General features: G+C 46.1%; 15 protein-coding genes. 3 read left to right on the top strand and 12 right to left on the bottom strand.

Features of this window, described 5'->3' with window-relative positions; all coding sequences use genetic code 11:
• Nucleotides 1-114: 114 nt before the first annotated feature.
• Nucleotides 115-2517 (top strand): glycoside hydrolase family 11 protein, encoded by a 2403-nt coding sequence (locus QZZ36_RS07180; protein ID WP_295079075.1) that lies wholly within the window; start codon nt 115-117, stop codon nt 2515-2517.
• A 123-nt stretch (nt 2518-2640) separates the two neighbouring features.
• On the opposite strand, the gene QZZ36_RS07175 is transcribed toward QZZ36_RS07180, so the two are convergent.
• The 6 genes from QZZ36_RS07175 to QZZ36_RS07150 form a co-directional block, all read right to left on the bottom strand.
• On the bottom strand, nt 2641-5070 hold the full coding sequence (locus QZZ36_RS07175; protein ID WP_295079072.1) for a dockerin type I repeat-containing protein: 2430 nt from the start codon (nt 5068-5070) through the stop codon (nt 2641-2643).
• Between the two features lie 147 nt (nt 5071-5217).
• Nucleotides 5218-6522 (bottom strand): HAMP domain-containing sensor histidine kinase, encoded by a 1305-nt coding sequence (locus tag QZZ36_RS07170; protein ID WP_295079069.1) that lies wholly within the window; start codon nt 6520-6522, stop codon nt 5218-5220.
• Complete coding sequence (locus QZZ36_RS07165) at nt 6519-7199, bottom strand: response regulator transcription factor (protein WP_295079066.1); 681 nt, start codon at nt 7197-7199, stop codon at nt 6519-6521. Before QZZ36_RS07165 ends, QZZ36_RS07170 begins: the two co-directional genes overlap by 4 nt.
• Before the next feature lie 21 nt (nt 7200-7220).
• Nucleotides 7221-8609 (bottom strand): C45 family autoproteolytic acyltransferase/hydolase, encoded by a 1389-nt coding sequence (locus QZZ36_RS07160; RefSeq protein WP_295079063.1) that lies wholly within the window; start codon nt 8607-8609, stop codon nt 7221-7223.
• A 10-nt stretch (nt 8610-8619) separates the two neighbouring features.
• Nucleotides 8620-9378, bottom strand: a complete 759-nt coding sequence (locus tag QZZ36_RS07155) for an ABC transporter ATP-binding protein (RefSeq protein ID WP_295079060.1) — start codon at nt 9376-9378, stop codon at nt 8620-8622.
• Between the two features lie 11 nt (nt 9379-9389).
• Nucleotides 9390-11792 carry an ABC transporter permease gene (locus QZZ36_RS07150; RefSeq protein WP_295079057.1) on the bottom strand — a complete coding sequence of 801 codons (2403 nt, stop codon included), beginning with the start codon at nt 11790-11792 and terminating at the stop codon, nt 9390-9392.
• Between the two features lie 537 nt (nt 11793-12329).
• Between QZZ36_RS07150 and QZZ36_RS07145 the strand changes: the two genes are divergently transcribed.
• Nucleotides 12330-13001 (top strand): prepilin-type N-terminal cleavage/methylation domain-containing protein, encoded by a 672-nt coding sequence (locus QZZ36_RS07145; protein ID WP_295079054.1) that lies wholly within the window; start codon nt 12330-12332, stop codon nt 12999-13001.
• 282 nt (nt 13002-13283) lie between these two features.
• Here the strand turns inward: QZZ36_RS07145 and QZZ36_RS07140 are convergent, their stop codons facing one another.
• The 6 genes from QZZ36_RS07140 to QZZ36_RS07115 form a co-directional block, all read right to left on the bottom strand.
• Nucleotides 13284-15629 carry a beta-propeller domain-containing protein gene (locus QZZ36_RS07140; RefSeq protein ID WP_295079051.1) on the bottom strand — a complete coding sequence of 782 codons (2346 nt, stop codon included), beginning with the start codon at nt 15627-15629 and terminating at the stop codon, nt 13284-13286.
• A gap of 18 nt (nt 15630-15647) precedes the next feature.
• Nucleotides 15648-16154 carry a sigma-70 family RNA polymerase sigma factor gene (locus tag QZZ36_RS07135; protein ID WP_295079048.1) on the bottom strand — a complete coding sequence of 169 codons (507 nt, stop codon included), beginning with the start codon at nt 16152-16154 and terminating at the stop codon, nt 15648-15650.
• 239 nt (nt 16155-16393) lie between these two features.
• The gene (locus tag QZZ36_RS07130) at nt 16394-17011 is read right to left on the bottom strand and encodes a hypothetical protein (RefSeq protein WP_295079045.1); all 618 of its coding nucleotides are present in this window, start codon (nt 17009-17011) and stop codon (nt 16394-16396) included.
• Between the two features lie 18 nt (nt 17012-17029).
• On the bottom strand, nt 17030-17698 hold the full coding sequence (locus QZZ36_RS07125) for a hypothetical protein (protein WP_295079042.1): 669 nt from the start codon (nt 17696-17698) through the stop codon (nt 17030-17032).
• Nucleotides 17699-17703: 5 nt separating this feature from the next.
• Nucleotides 17704-19011, bottom strand: coding sequence for an SPFH domain-containing protein (locus tag QZZ36_RS07120; RefSeq protein WP_295079039.1), 1308 nt, complete (start codon nt 19009-19011; stop codon nt 17704-17706).
• Nucleotides 19012-19275: 264 nt separating this feature from the next.
• The gene (locus QZZ36_RS07115; protein WP_295079036.1) at nt 19276-20181 is read right to left on the bottom strand and encodes an alpha/beta hydrolase fold domain-containing protein; all 906 of its coding nucleotides are present in this window, start codon (nt 20179-20181) and stop codon (nt 19276-19278) included.
• Between the two features lie 300 nt (nt 20182-20481).
• On the opposite strand from QZZ36_RS07115, the gene QZZ36_RS07110 reads away from it, so the two are divergent.
• Entirely contained in the window at nt 20482-21699 is a 1218-nt protein-coding gene (locus QZZ36_RS07110; RefSeq protein ID WP_295079033.1) for a dockerin type I domain-containing protein, read from the top strand.
• Nucleotides 21700-21752: the final 53 nt, after the last annotated feature.

Below are 21752 nucleotides of genomic sequence, written 5' to 3'. Positions count from 1 at the left end.
CAATTCATCAGTCATTCATACTATAATAATAGTATAGAAACAAAGGAGCGCCAGGCTCCTCAGGGGATTACCGAAATCATGTAATTTGCTTATTTTAACAAAGGAGTGATTGAAGTGAAATTTACAAACATCAAAAAGATCATCGGCGGTGCAGCTTCCGCTGTGATGATCTTTTCTTCCGTTCCTTTCACAGCTTCAGCTGCCGACCAGCAGGAAAGAGGAAATATCGGCGGCTACGATTACGAAATGTGGAATCAGAACGGTCAGGGACAGATATCAATGAACCCAAGTGCAGGCTCTTTCACCTGCTCATGGAGCAACATTGAGAACTTCCTCGCCCGCATGGGCAAAAACTTTGACAGTCAGAAGAAAAACTACAAGGAATTCGGCAGCATAACCCTCAACTACGATGTTGAATACACACCGAGAGGAAATTCCTATATGTGTGTATATGGCTGGACGAGGAACCCTCTTATGGAATACTACATCGTCGAAGGCTGGGGCGACTGGCGTCCGCCAGGAGACGGTGCAGAAAGAAAGGGCACAGTAACTCTCAACGGCAATACTTATGATATATGCAAGACTATGCGCTATAACCAGCCCTCACTTGACGGTACTGCCACATTCCCGCAGTACTGGAGCATCCGCCAGACAAGCGGTTCGAGAAACAATCAGACCAACTACATGAAGGGCACCATCAGCGTATCCAAACACTTTGACGCATGGTCGCAGGCAGGTCTTGATATGTCGGGAACTCTCTATGAGGTATCCCTCAATATCGAGGGTTACAGGTCTAACGGCTCGGCAAACGTCAAGTCTATCTCCTTCCCGACCTCAGACGATCCCGATGATCAGACAACTCCGGGAACCGAAGTAAAAGAGCCGGTGCAGGCTGATGAGAACGGTTACTATTTCACGGAAACATTTGAAAGCGGTGCAGGCAACTGGAGCGGCAGAGGAAGCGCATCCGTAGAGGCAGCCTCAGGCGGCTACGACGGCTCAAAGGGCTTATACGTCTCCGGACGTACAGACAAATGGAACGGCGCTGCTATATCCCTTGACACGAGTACATTTATCCCCGGCGAGACATACAGCTTCGGCGTTGACGCAAAGCCGGATTCAGCAGCTTCTATGAAGCTTACTCTTCAGTACACTGATTCAAGCGGTACGGATATATATGACATGGTCGCGGAAGCTTCCGCTTCCACTGACTGGGTGGAGCTTTCCAATCCTGCATACACGATCCCGTCCGGAGCAAAGAACCTTATTCTTTATGTTGAAGCTACCGACAGCCTGACGGATTTCTATATCGACAACGCTTATGCAGGTGTTAACGGTACCCCGGCTCTTGTATCTCTGAACGGAAACAGCAGCACTACTACCGTCACAACACAGCCTTCAAACGGCAAGAGAGGCGATACAAACGAGGACGGTATCGTAGATGTATTCGACCTTGCTCCTCTTAGAAGAGGTATCCTCAATATGATGTCCGGCGCAGGCACAGTTCCTCCCAACTCGAACGTAAACGGCGACGGCGTTGTAAATGTGGCTGACCTTGTATGCTTACAGAAATATCTCCTCGGCGCGGAAAAGCTGCCGGATCCTGTAACTACAACGACTACCGCTACCACAACTACAACGACAATTAGGACAACTTCCACAACAACAACCACTTCCGGCGGAGGTTCAGCTTCCGTCAAGCTCAACAGCAAGATAAAGAACGATATGCCTACAACTGTTCCCAACGGCGCTGAAAAGTCAAGCCAGTGCAAGGTGGAGAAAAAATCGTATATGTGCAAATACACAGGCAAGACAAAGAACTGTAACGTCATACTGCCTCCGAACTATGATCCGAACAAGAAATACCCCGTAATGTATGTTCTGCACGGTATCATGGGAAGCGAGAACGATATGGTAAACGGTATGGGCGTTCAGGAGCTTATGACAGGTCTTATGTCCAGCGGTCAGGCTGAGGAGTTCATAGTAGTTACTCCCAATATGTTCACCAGCAAGACCATGAACAGCCCAAGCGGTATCAATCAGCAGACCTGCGCTGAGTATGATAACTTCCTGTATGATATCTCAGACAGCCTCATTCCTTTCATCGAAGAGAACTATCCGGTAAAGACAGGCAGAGAAAACAGAGCTATAACCGGTTTCTCAATGGGCGGCCGTGAAGCTATCTACTGCGGACTTATGCGTCCCGACCTCTTCGGCTATGTGGGCGGCGCTTGTCCGGCACCCGGTATCACACCAGGCTCTGATATGTTCATGCATCACCCCGGCTGTATGCAGGAAAGTGAAATGAAGTTCAGAGATGTTGGTCCTGAACCGGCTGTATTCATGATAACCGGCGGTACGAATGACGGTACTGTAGGAACTTTCCCGAAACAGTACAGCGATATCCTCACAAGAAACGGCGTTGACCATGTTTATCAGTCCATACCCGGCGGTACTCATGGTGCAGACTCTGTTAAGCCTCATCTGTATACTTTCATGAGATATGCATTCAAATAAGCATTCATGATATAGCATAAAAAAAGAGGGTGAGCACCTAAGGCTCACCCTCTTGCAGTTATTCTGCCACACTCCCACTGTATTCCCCTGAAATAATCATCAAAGTTCGGAATAATCCGCTTATCAGAAAAATCCCTTGTTTTTCTCAAGCACTTCTATGATACCTCTGCCGTAAATATCATAGCTGTCAAGCAGCTTTATAAAGTCCTTGACTTCCTTATCGTCTATCCAGCCTACCGCGTCGCCGAATGTCGCTATCGCAGCCTTAACCGGCTTTCCGTCGGAACCGGTGTTCACAAGATACAGCGAATTGCTGCCCGCATCGCACATATATCCGACGCTGTACATTTTCGTATCACTGTAGCTTGCGGTCTTTTCCGCGAAACTGTTTGCCGCAGCCATTACCGAATCAGGTATGAAGCCTGCTGAGCCCGGACTTTCTGCCATTATTTTCAATATCCTGTCGTACCACCCGGAATCATACATTGATAATATCACGCCCTGTGCATCAGACCAGCTTGAACTTTCATCACCATATTTAAAGCTGTAAGCTGTTCCGTACTGATCAATAACAGTAACGCTCTGATATACCGACCATGCAAAGTTTTCGCTTATAAAAACCATGACAGGTCTCGGCGCTTCAGTGATACCATTTATCAACTGCTTTCTTATCTCAACAAGATCGAATATATCAACAGAACCGTCACCGTTGACGTCTGCGCTGCCATACTCCGGCAGACTGCTTTTTCCGTGGAGCCACTTTTTCAGAGCCACCATATCAGAGATACCGATAACACCGTCTCCGTTGCAGTCGCCCATGACTGTGGTCTTTATGTCTGTTTCTTCCGCAGGTATGATGTGCATATCATCGGTGATCCTGAAATACGCTGCATCTTCACAGATGTTCACATCATCCCATCTTCCTTTTCTTCTGACCGCGAGTCTGACTGTACCTGCCTTTACAGGCCTGAACAGCTTTATTATGTAACGCTGCCTGCTGTTATCTTCCTCTTCATCATCGCTCTCCGTAATCTCCCGCTTTTCAGATACTTCTTCATGCTCCTCGATAAAAGTTCCAGATCCGTTCTGCCCGATAACGAATTCATATGTTCCATCAGCAGGAGCGTTGGTGCAGTACATAACATAGCCGTCCTGAATTGAAAATGTGCCGTGTTTATCATAGTACGCACTGAACTCCTCAGAACTGTCCGGCAGCCATGAATACCAGTCGGTCTGGGTTATATAACCTGTGCTGTCTTTTATGAAGCTGAATGATCTTACAGCTTTCATGTTCTCGCTGAACCGTCCGTACGTAAAGTTCACAGTAATATCCGTATTATCCGGTATATCGTAAGCCATGACATTATAGGATATGTAACCATTGTCCGGATCACTATATACCCTGTCTATAAGCTCACAGCTCTTTATCTTTTCCGCAGCTGTTCCCTCAAAGCTAAGTCCGCTGTACCTCTGCATATCATAGTCCATACAGCGTACCAGACAGATAATACCGTCCTTTACAAATGACGCGCCGTGCTCATTGCTGAAATTGACAGCTGACACGTAATCCTGCGGTATCCATTCAGGCACTTGTACACTTTTCTCTGTAACGTCCATATTACTGTCGATATGGACAGAAGCAGTCAGCGTCTTATGATCCGACGCGTCAACCGCCCATGACCTGCCTGACGTAAAGGTGATATCTACATTTCCTTCGGTCTCACCCTTATATATCATCATTACGCTTGAAGCGCCGCCTGCGGACTGAATGAGCTCATCTCTATTAATTGTTCCGTCAACAGCAAGCTTCAGCTTTCCGGAACCGGTCTGGTCAACATTCAGAGCCGCTCCTGTTGAGTAATTGATAGTGTTGCAGTAGATGAGCATACCGTCTCTGTATGAGATGTTTCCGTTCTTTTTCATGTATTCATTGAATTCAGGAACAGAATCAGGCAGCCAGCTGTAAATGTCAGTCTCTCTGAGAACACCTTCCTCATTGACAAAGGTGTATCTCACGCCTTCTGATGACTTGCCTGTTGTTTTATCCTCAAGGCTGACATCAACATCAAATCCCTTTGCGGTATTGTTTAATATGACCAGTGCTTCATAATGGAAGCCGGGAGTGCCTTTTTCCGCGATATCGGAGTATTCATACCGTCTCATGGTATCCAGATAATCCGCATACGCCTTTGCGTCACTCTTATCCGGCTCTTCGGGAAGCCTGAAGTTAAAACTGAAGATATGGGATTCATATTCGGATTCCGCCCTGACCTCATCACTGACATAAGCCGCTTTTATACCGGCTTTCATTTTATAACCGTCAGGTACATGGCTTACGATACATATAGTATCATTATCCGCTCTGGAGGAACCAAAGGTATTATAGAAATCCATAGCGGATTCAAAATCCCTTGGCAGCCATTCCGGACAAGCATTCAGATATTTTTCCCAGTTCACAGCCTCTGCATCGGATATAACAGGGAATAACGCAGCATTTCCCACAGCCATTGTGACCGCTGTCACGACAGGCAGCACTTTTTTTATAAGTTTCATTCAAATCCCTCACTTTTACGGCAACGGACGCCTTTTTATTGTTTAACGAAATAGTACACGCAAATGTGCGGATATGATCTGTAAACTTTTTGTGAACATACCGCTCCCGCCTTTTTTATGGCTCACTGATATTCACTGAACGGAATGTCACGGCTTTTCAATGAAGATAACGAATTCCATTTCCGAAGTTTCCTCTATGCGCCTTGCATGAACGCTTCCGCCCAGGGCTTTTGCGGTCTCATACACAGCGTAAAGTCCTATTCCGCTGCCTTCCTTGTCCGCTGCGTTGGAGCCGCGCCAGTAGCTCCTGAATACATACGGAAGCTCCTTTTCCGGGAGCAGTTCTCCCCTGTTCCTTACAGCTACAGAAAATCCTTCGTCCGCTTTCGCAAGCGTTACCTTTATCCCGTTTCCGTCACCGTACTTCACGGCGTTTTCAAGCATCTGGCTTACCGCACGGTACAGCGCATACTTATCGCTCTCTACCACGCACCCGCTTTTGCACTCAACTGAAAAAGGTATCCTCTGCAGCTCCATCCTGTCCTTGTATTCAACGTATATAAGCTCCGCAAGCTCCTTCAGACCGAAGCCTGCAATCTCTGTCTCATATCCGCCGCAGGAAGCCGCCGAGGCTGACATAAGCTCAGCTGCCATAGTTCCTATCTTGTCAGCGTTACGGTCTATCCTGTCGGCTATCTCCTCAGTCATACCCTGCCCGGAATAAAGCCCTGTCCGCACTGCGTCCGTATAGAGCCTGATATTCGCAAGAGGCGTTTTTACGCCATGAGCTATACTCGTTACAAGCTTCTGATGTTCGCCTTCAAGGATATGTATCCTTTTGCTGCTCGCCGCAAGCACATCCGAGAGCATATTCATTCCCCATATGTATTTGCCGAAATAACGGCTCCTGCTTTCAGGAAGTTTCTGTATGTCACGAAGCCGCGCAAGTCTTTCGGGATAGTCGGACAGCTTCCTGAAGGGTACGATGACCGCCAGCCATACGTATATCATAGCGGCGGCAGTTATCAGAAAAGCTGCCGCAAACGCACAGTTTACAACTATAAGCACATTCCTGCTGCTGTTACTGGGGAATGTATACTCGATAAAGCCGATGGTCCTGCCGCTGCCGTCAGTTAAAGCGCATAATGCGTTGGAGCTTTCAGCGGGAGCAAGAAATATCCCGCCTCCGTCAGCTGATATGAATCCTATCTCCTGCGGTGCAGACCTGCCAAAACGCTCCTGCCAGCCCTCAAGATTCTCATCAATAATATCAGACGGGCTCGTGCCGTTCTTCACAATGAGCTCACTTATCTCGGAATGTATCCTGTTCACAGTAACATTCCTGCTGTTCATTGTCTCGCGGGACTTTTTTATGCAGACAAGATCGAATACGGCTGCCGATGCCGCAAAAAGCAAAGCCAGCAGCAGCAATACAGAAAAAAACCTTTTCATATCTGCTCTCCAAACCGGTATCCGACCTTCCACACCGTCTTGATGATCTCAGGATTGTTCGGATCCTTTTCAATTTTTTCACGCAGCCAGCATATGTGAACGCTTACGGTGCTCGGCTCAGTAAAGCAGTCAAAGCCCCAGACCGCGTTAAACAACTCCTCTTTGCGGACCGCCTCTCCCTTGTGCTCCATAAGATACTGCAGAAGACTGAACTCCTTTGCGTTGAGCCTGAGCTCAGCTCCGTCCTTGGTGGCACGTCTCGACACAGGATCAAGCTCAATACCGTATCCGCAGAGGGTCTCCCCCTGTACTGCAGCGCTGTTCCGCTTCATCAGCGCTTTTATCTTCGCGGTAAGCACCCTCACGGAAAAAGGCTTGTCGATATAGTCGTCAGCTCCCGTATTGTAACCGAGGAGCTTGCTTTCCTCGTCATTCAGCGCACTCATCATAAGTATGGATATATCATGGTTTTCACGTATTGCCGCACAGGTCTCATAACCGTTCATTCCAGGCAGCATTACATCAAGCAGCACCAGTCCCACCTTTTCCTCATCAAGCAGCACAAGGGCTTCCTCGGCAGATGTGCAAAGTCTTGCCGAGAAGCCCTCCTTTATCATGAAATCCCTTACCAGTCCGCCCATTTCAAGGTCGTCCTCAACTATAAGAATATCCGTCATATTTCACTCCCTGTATACGTTTCAGTCCCATCTGCCAAGATCAATAAATCCCGGAGAATCGGTAACACCGTCAGTGCCTGTGAGTATCGCCTGCAGACTGTTTTCAGAATAGTCCGCTATGACCATATGCACCATTCCCCCGCCCCGTATCCGCACAAAGTCATTGTCGGTCTTTTCACTGGTAATAAGCTCCTTGAAGCGGTCTACCGTAATGTTCTTCTCACCGCAGAAAAGCTCGCTGAACCTGTTCCACCTGATTATATTCTGCCGGTTATAAACGAGCTGATCTGTATTTCCGTCGGCGGCAAAGGAATTTACAGCACAGATATAATCCGGATCGTCCCATTCAAGCCCCCTGTTAAGTTTAGTGGAGCTGTCCCTGATAACGGTATTACCGCATTCACTGCCTGAGCATACCTCCGCTATAAGAGCTTCATTCCTGTCAGTACACATAACATTGAAGCTGTACGGGTATTTTTCCGCGCTGGCTTTCAGATACTCAGCAGCTTCACGCGCTGTGGAAAAGTTCTCAAGCGCGTATCTGAGGTCATATGTATAGCTTTTCCTGCCGTCATATACATATTTTTCACCGCTGCCCACATCAAGTTCGGAAAGCATAAGTCCGTCTTTATTTACAGCCGTCAGTATCGTCATAAAGCCCAAATACGTGACCGAAACAAAACTCTTGTCACCGTTTTTCATATGAACTACGGAATGTCCGCTGCAAAGCTGGTTGTCGCTTCCCAGCTGCCATTCAAGGACTCTGCATGAGATGCGCTCGCCTGTCGCCGTTGTTTTTCCGTCCGCCGAGATCACGCTGCAGGCTGTTCCCCTCAGCGCGTCTGGTATGAACTGCATAAGCATTATCTCTTCACGCGAAAGTATTCCGTCCTCTTTAAGGCCCTCAGAATCCCCGTGCATCCTGTCAGCAAAGCCGTCTATCTCCTGCCTGTAGTCCTCGTCAAGATTATTGTAAAAGTTCAGCGCCCTTTTCATAAGTCCGGAATAGTCCCCGTCCATTCCGTTGAACGCCGCCCTTACGTTTTCATAGAGATATCCCTCCGAAAATGAGGGATAATCCTCCCTTGCAAGCTTTATCGCTTCCGCATATGCCGCTCCCGCATCGTAAAAGCTGCCTTTTGTGTAATCAAGGGTCACGTCGTAATAGCTCTCCTTGCAGCCGATGACGCATATACCGTCAGCTGAACGGACAGTTCTGATGGTCTTCTCCTTTGTCGGCGCAATTCCGCTGTAATCGTTGCGGATATATATATCATCAACAGGTTTCAGGGTGCTCTCTCCCTGCTCCGGGATAACAAATCCCTCATAGCCGTTCCTGCCGCAACTGCACATTACAGCCGCTGATACCGCAAGCGCTGCCGCAGCGGCAATTATCCTCTTCATACCCATATCCTTCTCCTTACCATCCTCGCTCCATCAGCCATTCGCTGAGCCGGCGCTCACGGCCCGGAAGCTCTCCCTCGTCCGAAAGCTTTCCGAGCTCTGTCTCGCCCTGTATATCGCCGTCCATCAGGTACAGCACCTTGTCGCTCATAGCTGCTACCCTTACGCTGTGAGTGACCATCATTATGCTCGTGCCTGCACGGTTTGCTGCTGCAAGCTCACGCATGACATCAGCGGCAGCCTTTGAATTAAGAGCTCCTGTAGGCTCATCGGCAAAAATCACCTTGGGCTCGTTTATGAGAGCACGGCACAGGCAGGCACGCTGCAGCTGTCCGCCGGACACCTCGTTTATCTCGTGTTCGGCAGTGTCGATTATACCAAGTCTGCGCATAAGCTCCTCCGCGCGTTTATTCGCTTCCTTCCTCGGAACTCCCGCCTGATAGGCAGGCAAAAGGATATTATCAAGGATACAGAGCTTTTTCATCATGTACATCTGCTGAAAGATGAATCCCATTTCATGCAGTCTGAGCCTTGCAAGCTCCTTCCTGCCAAGTGAACCTATATCCCTTCCGGAAAAATCCACCTTTCCGGAAGTCGCTGCGTCCATGCCGCTTACGGTATAAAGCAGAGTCGATTTGCCGCTTCCGCTGGGACCCATAACGGATATGAACTCCCCGTCTTTCAGGTCAAAGCTGATGTTCCTCAGCACATTATTGCTGTTTTTCCTGATTATATATGTTTTGCAAAGCTCCCTGACGGATATTATGTTTTCCATACCTTTCTCCCTTACTCTTCAGAAATATTCCATATATCAATGTTCTTAACCTTTATAGCCGTGAAATAAGCAGTCAGAAGTATCGCAGAGGCAACTATCAATGGAATGACGACAAAGCTTACCGGCAATTCCAGCTCAAGCTTCACTCCGGTCACGTGATACTGCTTCATAAATGCCCTGTACATCGGTGTTCCGCAGCTCCACGCCATTATCTCCGCGCATACCAACGATATAAGCGTAAGTATCAGCATACGCAGGATATACCATTTCCTTACCCCTCCGTTCCGGAAGCCCATGCTCTTCAAAAGGGCTATTTCCGGCATTTCCTCATATACGAATATATTTGAGTAAAGATAGGTTATGAGTATAATCACTATCAACAGAGCACCGCCGACAATATACTCAAGCAGGAAGAATATCCTGTCGAACTTCTTCATGTCCTCTTTTATGCCTTCCATCGCAGTAAGTATTTGTTCATCTCCGAAAAGCTCCTTCAGCTGCTTTATAACAGCAGGCTTCTGCTTTTCGGGCGTATCGATACAATATCCGATAACATCGCGTCCGCCTGCGTACCCCGTGTCATAATGATCGTTCATCACTATGACCGGAACTCCCTCTTCCATATAATCTATAAGCGCAGTTATGACCACTTCACGTTCATGCTCTTCAGTATCTGTACCGTCTTCATTGTTCTCGGTAAATCTGACATTAAGAACGTCGCCCACGTTAACTCCGAGATGATTCGCGGTATATGCGCTCATTGCAGCTTCATTTTCAAGGGTGGGAACCTTTCCGCCTTTCTGGTACAGCTGCTTCTCTGCGACTCCTTCACCCCAGTACAGCATAAAGGACTGGGAAGTGCCGTCAAAATCAGCAGAAGCAAATCCCATGGTCGCTATATCTATATGGGCAGGGATTCCGGCAGAAGCTATCCTGTCATTTACTATCTCCCAGAAATACTTGCCTGTTCTGGCTCTTTCCCTGTGTATATCCTCTCTTTGTTCTTCGCTGAGATCAATGTCGAAATCATAGGTATTTACCATCCAGAAACGGGTATACTCAGGATTGATATTGCTGTTGCGGAGATTGAATATAAGCAGTATCATGGCAGCTCCGAAAGTATAGGCTATTATCAGGAAAATATAGCGCTTGAACCTTCCGAGTATATCAGTAAGCGCAAGGAACATCGGTACCGACATCTTTCTGCGCTTATGCATGAACAGCGGGAATCCCTTTGTAAAGCGCTCGCCGCGGTTCTCGCCGTGAAGAGCGTCGATCACCGTTATCCTGTTTATCCTTCTCATTACAAGAAGCGAAAACAGTATCATCACCGATATCATTGACAGTACGGATACAACTCCGATAAGAAGCATTTCCCAACGCCTCGGAAGGATACAGTCAGGTCCGAACATATTTACCACAAGACCTGCAAGCGGTATGCCCGCGGCAATCCCTATAACTCCGCCGACTATGGCAAACGCAATGTATTTTGCGGCAAACAGCCATCTGAAGCTGAGCGAATCAACTCCGAGAGCTTTCATCATGCCGATCTCCTTTTCCTCGTTTTTCAGATCTGCTACCATCGTGAAACGGATAGTCATGAAAATAATCGCTATTAAAAATATGCTTACCCCAACAACGGCTAAGGATATGATATGAAGTATCGCATCATCATTTGACATCGACGTCACATCCGCTTTACCGTACACAGTTATTCTCTCTCTGATTTTTTCAACAAGCTGATTGAGCGCCGCGTATGTGCTCTCTTTTACCCTGACTCCGTAAACATTGTCCTTTATTACAGAATCAGCAGTAAGCACTTCATAATCAGCGTCGGAAACTATTATCCTGTCAATGTATCCTGTAATATTTTCCTTGAATATGCGGTCGATCTTCAGTTCATAGACCTTGCCGGTCTCAGTGGTGTAACTGAAGACATCTCCTGTCTTTGCTCCCGTTCTCTGCGCAATCCCCACAGATATCGCCGCACAGCCGTTCGGAACGTAAAAGGGATCGTCGTTCGTATCATAAACAAGATCAAGCTTTGAAGGCATGGCAGATAAATAAAAATTATCCCACGACAGATCCTCCTCGTCATAATCCCTGAAATCCAGTGAGGAATACTCTATCTCTGTCATTTTCTTGTATTCCCATTCCGTAATTTCTTCATGCGAGGATAATTCAGCCGGCATTGCTCCCTTTGTCTCGTCCTCGCCCATGTCGTTATAAGAAGCGATAAGAAGCATATCAGACGGTCGGCAGAGCCGTTCAACCGCCTTGTCCTTGGTAAGATTTGATAATATCTGCACAGCTCCGGTAAACATCAGTACAGCTGCAACAGATATGAACACAAACAGAATGATATTCAGTCCTCTTCTGCGTTTCAGGTCGCTTTTCAGCATTTTAAAGAACATAAACCGTTCCCTCCAATGTTTCTTTTCTGATATAATAATACAACTTTAAAGTTTAAAAAGTCTTTAAAACATCTGAATAATTCTTCTTTAACGGTAATTGTACGCGCAGCCCCTGTGTTTTTCAGGTGCTGCACACTTTCTCAGCGAAGCCCGTAACGATCAGAATGCCTTTTCATTATAGCATATATGCGGAGCAATATGCTATAATCACCCGATTGCAGGGAGCAAATCTCTGATTTGCGTATCTGCAAGGGCATTAAGATAAAATATAATGAATGCTTTGCATTCATTATAGCATATACTCACATTAACAGCAAGCATAATGTCTGATTTCAAATGCTGTTCATACCGGATCATGTATTTCTCTTATCAGCACTAAAGTGCTCTTTTAACAAAATAAACCCATGTGTTTTATATACGCCCAGTATATAAAATGTTATTATTTTCTGAATTTTCTTTAATATATATTGACTTTTTATACAAATAGTGATACAATTTAATTGCAAAAAAGATTTTATAGTGTTTGGAGGGAATAATATGAACGAAAAAACTCAAAGCGATAAACTCGGTAATAAACTTAAAGGCTTCACGCTCGTCGAAGTAATTATTGTCATTGCAATCGTCGGAGTTCTGTCTGCTCTTATTATTCCAAACGTCTATGATTACATTGAGCTTTCAAGAAACAGGGCAGACGTTTCAGCTGCAAAGGTCATCTGCGAAGCCATACAGTTTGAATGCGCCCTTGACGCAGATAAAATAGAATCATTTACGACCAATCCCTGGGGCTCTGGCACAAATCCCGACGGTACGACCTATACCGCGGACGATCACGGCTATGTTTATGTTGACAAAAAAGAGGTCCGCGTAAGCAATTATTCCATAGCCAAAATCCTTGAGCAAAATGGCTATATCAGGACAGCAGGTCCCTTTCAAGGCGAGGTCCATGAGTATAAATACAAGAAAAGCGAATGCAGAGGTCTGATATGCAAATCAAACCGTTCATGGTACCGCTATCAGATAAATGTCAATCTGCGAAACGGTGAGGTTTCATTTACCTATTCCGCTAATTCCAAAACAGGTGAAAAACGCAATGTCTCTGGTCAGAGTATAGGTACCAATCTGCACGATCAGCTTGCTTCAGAGCATTTCGCAACAATGATAGGCGGTGAAGCAGACAGCATCGTTTCACTTCCCGACCTTGGAATATAATGATATAGTATAACATAAACAGTGTGTACTCAGTGACCGCCTCACAGCTGTTACTGAGTACACACTATTTTATTCAAGATATGAAATTGTTTTCGTGTCTACCTGCCAAGACCTGCTCCCTTGCACTGTACAACCTGTCATAGCATAATCAAGTGTGTACGTGCAGCTTCTCCTTATGATAAAGGAGAAGCTGCTTCCCTGAACCCTGTTCAGGGCAATAACCGCCTCACGGCGGTTATTGCGTACACACGATCATATCCAAAGCGGTCCGGCACGATATCATCATTGATAGTCATCAATCTCATATTCATACACTTCTTCAAAAGTCAGACTATCCTTTCTGGTGATGCTCTCTATATCAGCAGATGTTATACCGTTGTCACTTACGATATATACATAGTCTCCTATATACAGCGCTCTTAATGAATTAGAGCCGTAACTGTACTCGTCCTTGTCATATTCACCGTACAGAGTGCCTTTTTCCACAAACCTGCCGTTCTCAAATGAGAAGAACCTGTAATAATCATTGTAATATGAGTCACCGTCTTCTCTGTATACCGATATATAATAAGGGAATGCTATGATATTTTTCTTAGGTTCGATAATCAGCGACTTGCGCTCCCATAACGCATTTGAGTTACAGTAACCGTTTTCATCTTCCAAAACATCATCCCAGTCCATAACATACGAATCGACAGCCTTGAGATCGTTAGGATCAGAATTGTCAAACATCGTCAGTTTGAGACCTTGGATCATTCCTGTTTCGTCAGCGTCAGCACCAAAGCCGATGAGGAGACCGTCGTCCCACTTCTGCAGGTAGCTGCTGTAGCCGTTCATCTTGTATTCGGAAAGTATGACAGGTGAAGCAGGATCACTGAGGTCTATGGCATACAGCGGATCTGTCTGTCTGAAAGTGGTGACGTAAGCCTTGTCGCCGCCGAAGCTGACAGATCTTACCTGTTCATCATTGCCGAAATCGTCAATGTGTCCGACTTCCTTCATATCAAGATCAAAAACATAAAGGATATTGTCTATAGTGTTGTCTTTATATTCATAATAACCGTATTCTACAAGCTTTGGCGTACTGTCCTGACCCTCTTCGTAACTGTCACCGAAATCATAGTATTCGCCCTTTGTGTATTCCAGGGTCATCCTGTTTCTGGTAGTAGCTACACGGAAGTAACCGTCATATTCGCTCATCGAGAACTGATCGTTTACATAGCCTTCGATCTTTGCTGAAGCAGCAGGTTCAATACTGCCCTTGCCAATTGCTATGCGTGTGATATGACTTGTGTTTTCATTCTCTTCTATATGACCGTATTCAACATTATCCTGAGGCAGCTGATAATAATCTGTTGTTACGATATAAAGATCATCAGGCGCACAGTAGGTCTCTGTCAGATATCCGTAGTTATCATCTCCGTGTACCAGTGCCTTGACTGTGAACGGTCTCATCTCTTCCGATTCGTTCAGGTCAATGCTTCCGATAACGGTATATGACAAATATCTTCCTGATGAGATCGCTGATTCCGGCATATAGATATTTTCGGGCGAAAGTAACTTCACGTCGTGATACATTCCTGCTTCCGGTATATACTTTTCGATGTCACTGTTGTCTTCGATAGTGATATAATTGCTTGTGTTATAGCTCGTTAACAGATACATATATCCGTCAGGTGATATACGAACGTCATGATAAAAACCGTCCTGACAGTATATGCCTAAGCATTCGTGTGAATCGTCCAGAGAATAAGCTGTAACAAAAGTCTTATTCCTGGAATTCATATACCAGTTATATTCCTCGACCAAACTGTCCTTTTCCTGACCAAATACATTGCCTATAACGAGGATCATATCGTCATAAATATACATATCATCGACACTTGTATGGCGGTTTATATAATTTTCGCCCAGTAATCCCCTTGTCTCCGCAGCAATATCGATAGTGACAAGATTGCTCAGTTCTCCGTTATCAGCGTCTGCTATGTGAAGTATAGCTTTCTTTCCGTAGTTGTTGATGCTGTAGATACGCTTTCCGTCAGTTTTTACAATATCTGCTTCGAGAACGTTCTCCTCCTGATCGAAGGTCACGGAGTAGTCTCCTCCGCCGCCTTTTCCTCCTGGGGGCGCTGTAAATGCGTCATCTTCATTCTCCAACGCATATTCGGGAGGTTCTTCCTCGGCATTTCCGTCTTCATCATAGCGGGCACGGTTCATGGAACGGTAATACTCCTTTTTATACCTTTCGGCGCTGTCTGCAAAAAGTTCGTATATCTCATCGTAATCCCTGGCGCCGTTCATATAAGGTCCCTTGACACTGGGGACTGTCTCATGTGATACCGCAGTTGCTGCCTCAGTCGTTGCCTCCACCGCGTTTTCAGTAGTGACAGCAGGTTCGTCTGTTCCGGTATCTATGCTGACATTCTTCCTCTGCGAAGCAAAATGCACCGCTGTTCCGCTTACAACAGCACAGGCTGCCGCTATCGCCGCAAAACGTGATACTACCGATATCCTCTTTCTCTTCATTGCCGGAGCCTTCTGATCGAGCATCAGCTTGATGTTTGACGGATCAAGTTCTTTAGGTATCTGTTCATCTTCCAGCATTTTTCTAACCTCTTTATCGTTCATAATGATACCCCTTTCGTTTCATATTTCAGGAGTCAGCTCAAGCTTGAGCTTCTCCTTGATCCGAGACAGCTTTGAACGTACCGTACCGGCTTTGATCTTGCATATGCCGGCTATCTCATCGCTCGTATAGCCTCCCAGCACTGACATCGACAATAGTAAACGTGATTCGCCGTCAAGTCTGCCGAGTGCTTCCCTGAGCTCTGCCGACTCATAGTTGAAGCTGTCTATCTTAGCGTCGTCGCTGAGTTCCTCACCGGCCGCGAAATACTCCCTCTGCTTCTGCTTTACCTTTGCAGAGAGTATCTTCAGTATCCAGTTGCGGAACATTGACGGATCGCGAAGTTTTTTTATGGAACAAAAAGCGTCAAGAACTGTATCACTTACAGCGTCAGAAGCGTCGTGTGAATTTCTGAGACTATATAATGCAATGTGATACATATCCTTGTAGACCTCTGAATACAGTCTCGCGAAGGCTTCTGTACTGCCCTGCTGCGCGAGCTTAACGTCTTCAGTATTGTCTTTCATAGGGAACCCTCCTTCTGAATCGATTCATAGAATCTTTGCACTTCTTCCGTGCAAGTTCATTTATTAAGTGTCAAAAAAAGCCGAAATTGTTGCAACCGGCGTCAAAAATCAGCATTATGCACATACAGCGTCCTGGCTTTATATGGATATCTTATAAAAGCTGAACAGAATATAACATAAAAAAGCCATAAAGGAAAACGCTTTATGGCTTTTTCTTATGTAATTAATGTATCTGTATTTCAGGCATTGAGGATATTTCCGCAATACTCGCACTCGCAGCTTGTTCCTCTTGCTAAAGCTACAGTCGCGCCGCAGCCCGAACAGGTCACAGATACAGTCGGAGCGCTTGTTACTCCAGGCTCCACAACAGTAGGAGGAGCCACACGTCTCAACAGAACAAGAGTATGCGTAACATCATCTATAGACGCACCCTTGAAAACGTCCTTGGATATCAGCGTTGCAAGCTCGGCACGGCAGGTACCATAAGGGATATTGCAGGCATTTGCCATAGTGTCGATATTGTCGATATGCTGATTTGCCACGAAATCAACGTACTTCTTGTATCTTTCGATCTTCGCATCATTCTTTTTGCCATACAGGAATACCGCAACAGCACCTATAAAGTATGCCATCATACCTACGAATGAGGAATTCGATTTGCTGATGCAGTAAAGTCCCATAACAGCAAGAACAGCCGCTACTATACACGCCGTCTTGAAATCGAGGCCTCCTACAAACATTCCCTGCTTTGAGGCTCTTGAACGGCTGATTATAAGACCGATACCCAAAGGCCAGAAGACCAGGAAAGCAAGTATGATCACTACGGTCTGATGATACCATTTCTGATTAACTGTCATGACATTTTCCCCCATGAATTAAAAATTTGATCTGAGTTTCAGCCTTGATTCCCTGTCGGCTGCCAGCTGCCCAATCTTAGTGCAGACAGAAGCTATTGCCTGTTCATCACCGGAAGAAACAGCTTTGCCAAGTTCATCAACAGCGTCCGATATCTCTCTTTCGATACCGGCAACTTCCGGAGAACCGGTCACCTGACCGGAGGCTACAGCGTCAAAAGCCTTCTCTACTATCTTTTTATAGGGAGCGGAAAAAGGAACATTCTTCTGAACGCCCTTGAATTTCTCAAGAACTGTCTTGAAATTCTGAAGATCCATTCCGCGCTGTGCCTGCTGCTGATCAATATGAGCGTTGCCGGACAGCGTCATATACAGGAACACAATAAACAGTCCGATAATAACAAGATGTACTATCAGTGCCCATGCGGCGCTGTCAAACCTTGCGCACACAAATGCGGCGATCGCCTCACATATCAGGAACACTGCTGCTACCACATAGATATTCAGCTTGTTTGCAAGCTTTTCAGCCTTTGAGCCAAAGCTGAAGGTACAGGCAGCAAACAGCACCGCAAACATCAGGAAGCCGTAATTTACCCAGAATACATCGGAACGGTCATTGACTACCGCAAATATTCCTATATTTATTATTGCTATCAAAAACAATGATACTAAAAGATTACCTTTTTTCATGGCGATCACTCCATTCTGTTTCCGCATCTTCCGCAGAATTTCATTCCTTCAGCTACCTCCGCGCCGCACTTGGGACAAACCTGCGGCTGCTTGGCAACAGGTGTGCCGCACTGTCCGCAGAACTTCATACCCTCAGGGATCTCAAATCCACAGTTTGCGCATATGCACTTGGGCTTTTCAACAGGTGTGCCGCACTGTCCGCAGAATTTCATTCCCTTAGGAACTGCCGCATTGCATTTCGGACATATCACAGTCTCGCTCTGAACAGCCTCTCCTGCCCCCTGCGGAGCTGAAAGTGAGCCGACGCCCGGACCTGAGCTGCCGGTATTTGCCATATCAGCCATCATACCGCCGAGAGCACGTCCCACATTGAGTCCTATGCCTGCGTTTATGAAAGCGCTTCCCGCGCCGGTATTCTCTGCTGCCGAATGAAGTATCTCCGCTGTCTCCTGTCTTGCCCAGCCGTTTCCGCCGTCCTGGTCGCGTATCTTCATACGCTCATAATCTGCCTGAGCACCCTGACCGGAAATATATCTTTCCGCCTCTGATCTTTCACGGCTGAGAGCAAAGTCGAGCCTTGCCTCCTCCATTCTCTGCTCACGGCTGAACATCTTTTCCTGACGCTCACGGCGCATCTTTACTACAGAGAGATAGTTTTCATCTTCAATGACACCTATTGTCTCGATATAGAAATTTATCAGCTCCATACCGTATTCGTCTAGCACCTCATGGAGCGAACCCTTTACGCCGTCGGCAAGGGCTTTCTTTTTATTGCATATTACAATGGTCTCTTCCTCGGAAGAGGTTATGTACTCAGCAAGCTGGTCGGAAATATTCTGAACGAAAGCGATACGGAAATTCTTCTTTATATCGTTTTCTGACGCATAGGCATTTGCGCCTACGAATTTCAGGAAGAATTTTTTTACTTCCTTTACAGCAACGGTATATGATCCTCTTGCCTGCACCTGGAAATATGTCTGCCAGTACGGATCGAGTACCGTTACGGGATCGGGAGTTCCCCATTTCTGTTCAAGGTGATGCTGAGTATTGACAAAATATATCTTACAGCTGTATCTGCTCACGCCTCCGCTGAGAAGAGCTGACTGCAGCTTTGTAAGAAAAGGAAAATTTTCGGTCGTAAGAGTATATTTTCCCGCAGTAAATACCTGTTCGATAACACCGTCCTTCATAAAAAGGGCTTCCTCATACTCGGCAACTATCAGCTGCGCACCGGTGTTGAAGTCCTCGTTCGGGTACTTGAAACAAAGTACGGCGCCGGGAGCGGTATTCTTAATGACTTCTGTAATAGGCATTCCAATACACCTTTCCTTTCCATGCACGGACGGCATCCACCCAAAGCCGCACATCCGTTCATGCAATATCCATAACGGACAAGCAGCCATGCGGAGCCGAAAACGGTTTTTTCAATTCCTGCCGGCACTTATCCTACTTATGAATTATAACATTTTTTCCATTTTATTTCAAGTAGGTAATATTAATTATGATATGCAATATTCTTTTTTGTGATTTTTTACAATCAAAAGCGGTTCCAATTGGTAAAAATGCAATAACGCCTTTCATCTGCCGTTTATCTTTGATACTATGATCTCATATTCCCTGCGGTACTTTTTCAATAAAGCGTAATCATGGGCGCCGCCCTTCTTCTCATAATAAGAGAAAGGGTGCCTTTCTTTTTTCATTCTCGCGGCAAACCGCCTTGCAGGTATATTCAGTATATCATGAGTTCCCGAAAACATGGTTATATGCGGAAATCCGCTCAGACTGACCTTTGTGGCATTCGCTCTGTAATCATTCAGGTCAAGTTCACCGAGCCACAGCTCGCTGATCTTTTCAATGGGGAATTCCCCCAGAATATAGTCATGCTTTCTGATATATCCGGCTCTGCGTCTCTCCTCTCCGGTCATTTCACCTATTATGAAGCCCGGTGAGATAAGCACTATCTCATTTGCAAGCGTCAGCCCGCTGTCTCTTGCGAGCATGGATACCGAAAGCGCAAGGGTCCCGCCGGCGGAATCGCCTATTACGGTCATATCTTCAGGACGGGTATCCTTTATGAATTCCTTGTATACCTCCATGAGCATGGCGTGTGAAGCTTTGGCTGTAGTCTCAGGTATCATGGGATACTGCGGGAATATTATCTCACAGCCTGTATCACTTGCCAGACGCTGACAGAGCTTCCAGTGCAGCGGCAGGGCTTCCAGAAAAAAGCCGCCCCCGTGTATAAAAAGGACCTTTTTATTGCTCCTGTTTTTCTTATCCCTGGCTGTATAGTATATGCCGCCTTTTACCCTGTGCTTTTCTATATCCAAACTTCTCCTTACGCTTTTTGACGGCGCAGAGTCTTTCGGGAGTTTTTTCTTTAGTCTGGCAAGTCCTTCTCCGAATTCCGGATTATCAAGCTTGCAGATCTCTGTAAAATCCCTCATGTAAAACTGTACTATTTTCCTTATTATAAAATTCATGGACATCTTCCTTTGTTATATCATGTACTGCGATGCAGTGCTTCGCTCTGTTATGAGTTCATATACTGATTATATCACAGCTTTGCCGGCGTTTCAAGCAATAATAAGATCTCTGAATGTCAGTTATCCTGAAATGATACTGCCGGAGCCTTACGTTCTGCGCCTGTATCTCCCCAATTATTGCCAAATTCATCAAATCGTATTGACATTTATATGTTTAAGTGATACAATTTACGTGATCATCAATCGTTAGCAGACATTAATCATTATAAACCTGAATTTTTAAGGAGGTACACAGAAATGAAGAAATTAATCCCGTCTGTTTTATCCGCAGTTATCGCGTTCAATTCCGTGACAGCTGTCTGTGCTTCGGCAGAGAACAGGATATCCGGACAATATGGCAATACCGCTGAAGTTACGGTGATAAGCATTGACGCGGAGATGCAGAGGTATGCCTCTGACTCAGCAACAATAAAAGACGACTATGTTCCGGACTCTCTTGTCCGCGCCGCTGAGGTGACTCTGAGCAAGGAGGCTTTTGAAGAGCTTACGAGCAATCCGGGTTCATACACTCTGAAGTATATTGATTCCAAGCCGGTTGCCTGCCGTGACAAAATCGTTATAGGTCTGAATGTTGTCGACGCTGCCACGCTCGACCCGACAATAGCGTTGACACTGCCGACCGGAATCGAGGTACTGAAACGTCTCGATGCAGTCTTTTTTGCAGTAAACACACGTAATGCCGCACTTGATGAAATAACCGCCGCTATAGACGGTGTATTTGATGAGACGACCACAGCAGCTACTACTCCTGCCACAACAACAGCAACCACTACAACTACATCAGGCAATACCACTCCAGATACTACTACTTCAAGCGCTGAGACCTCTACGACCTCACAGGCGACAACTACTACTTCAAGCGCTGAGACCACTACGACTTCACAGGCGACAACTACTACTTCAAGCGCTGAGACCTCTACGACCTCACAGGCGACAACTACTACTTCAAGCGCCGCAACCACCACGACTTCACAGGCGACAACTACTACTTCAAGTGCTGAAACCACTACAACTTCACAGGCGACAACTACTACTTCAAGCGCCGCAACCACCACGACTTCACAGGTTACTGCTACTGCTTCAGGCACTACTACAACCACACAGCCTGAAACAAACGAGCTTGGCGATATTGACGGCAACGGAATAATCGACGCTGTTGACGCTTCTTCCGTTCTTGCGTACTACGCACGTATTTCCACAAATCAGGAAGAAGGATATACCGAAAGCCAGAAAAAAGCAGCCGACGTAAACAACGACGGTCAGGTAAACGCTGTTGACGCTTCAAATATGCTTGCATACTATGCTTACGCTTCCACTGCAGAGGGCAAAGTAAAATCATTAGCCGAGTTCCTTAACGGAACAAGCTCCGATGAACAGGCAGACGATCAGAACATTACCATACCGGATTCAGACCAGACCCAACCCATTGAACTTCCGGTCATACCTCTGTCATGAGATAATATGATATTTTAAAACCTAAGAGGTTCCCTGAAAAATTCTTTCAGGGG

This window comes from Ruminococcus sp. (genome assembly GCF_016287535.1).
Classification (GTDB): domain Bacteria; phylum Bacillota; class Clostridia; order Oscillospirales; family Ruminococcaceae; genus Ruminococcus.
This window is presented reverse-complemented; position numbering and strand designations above follow the sequence as displayed.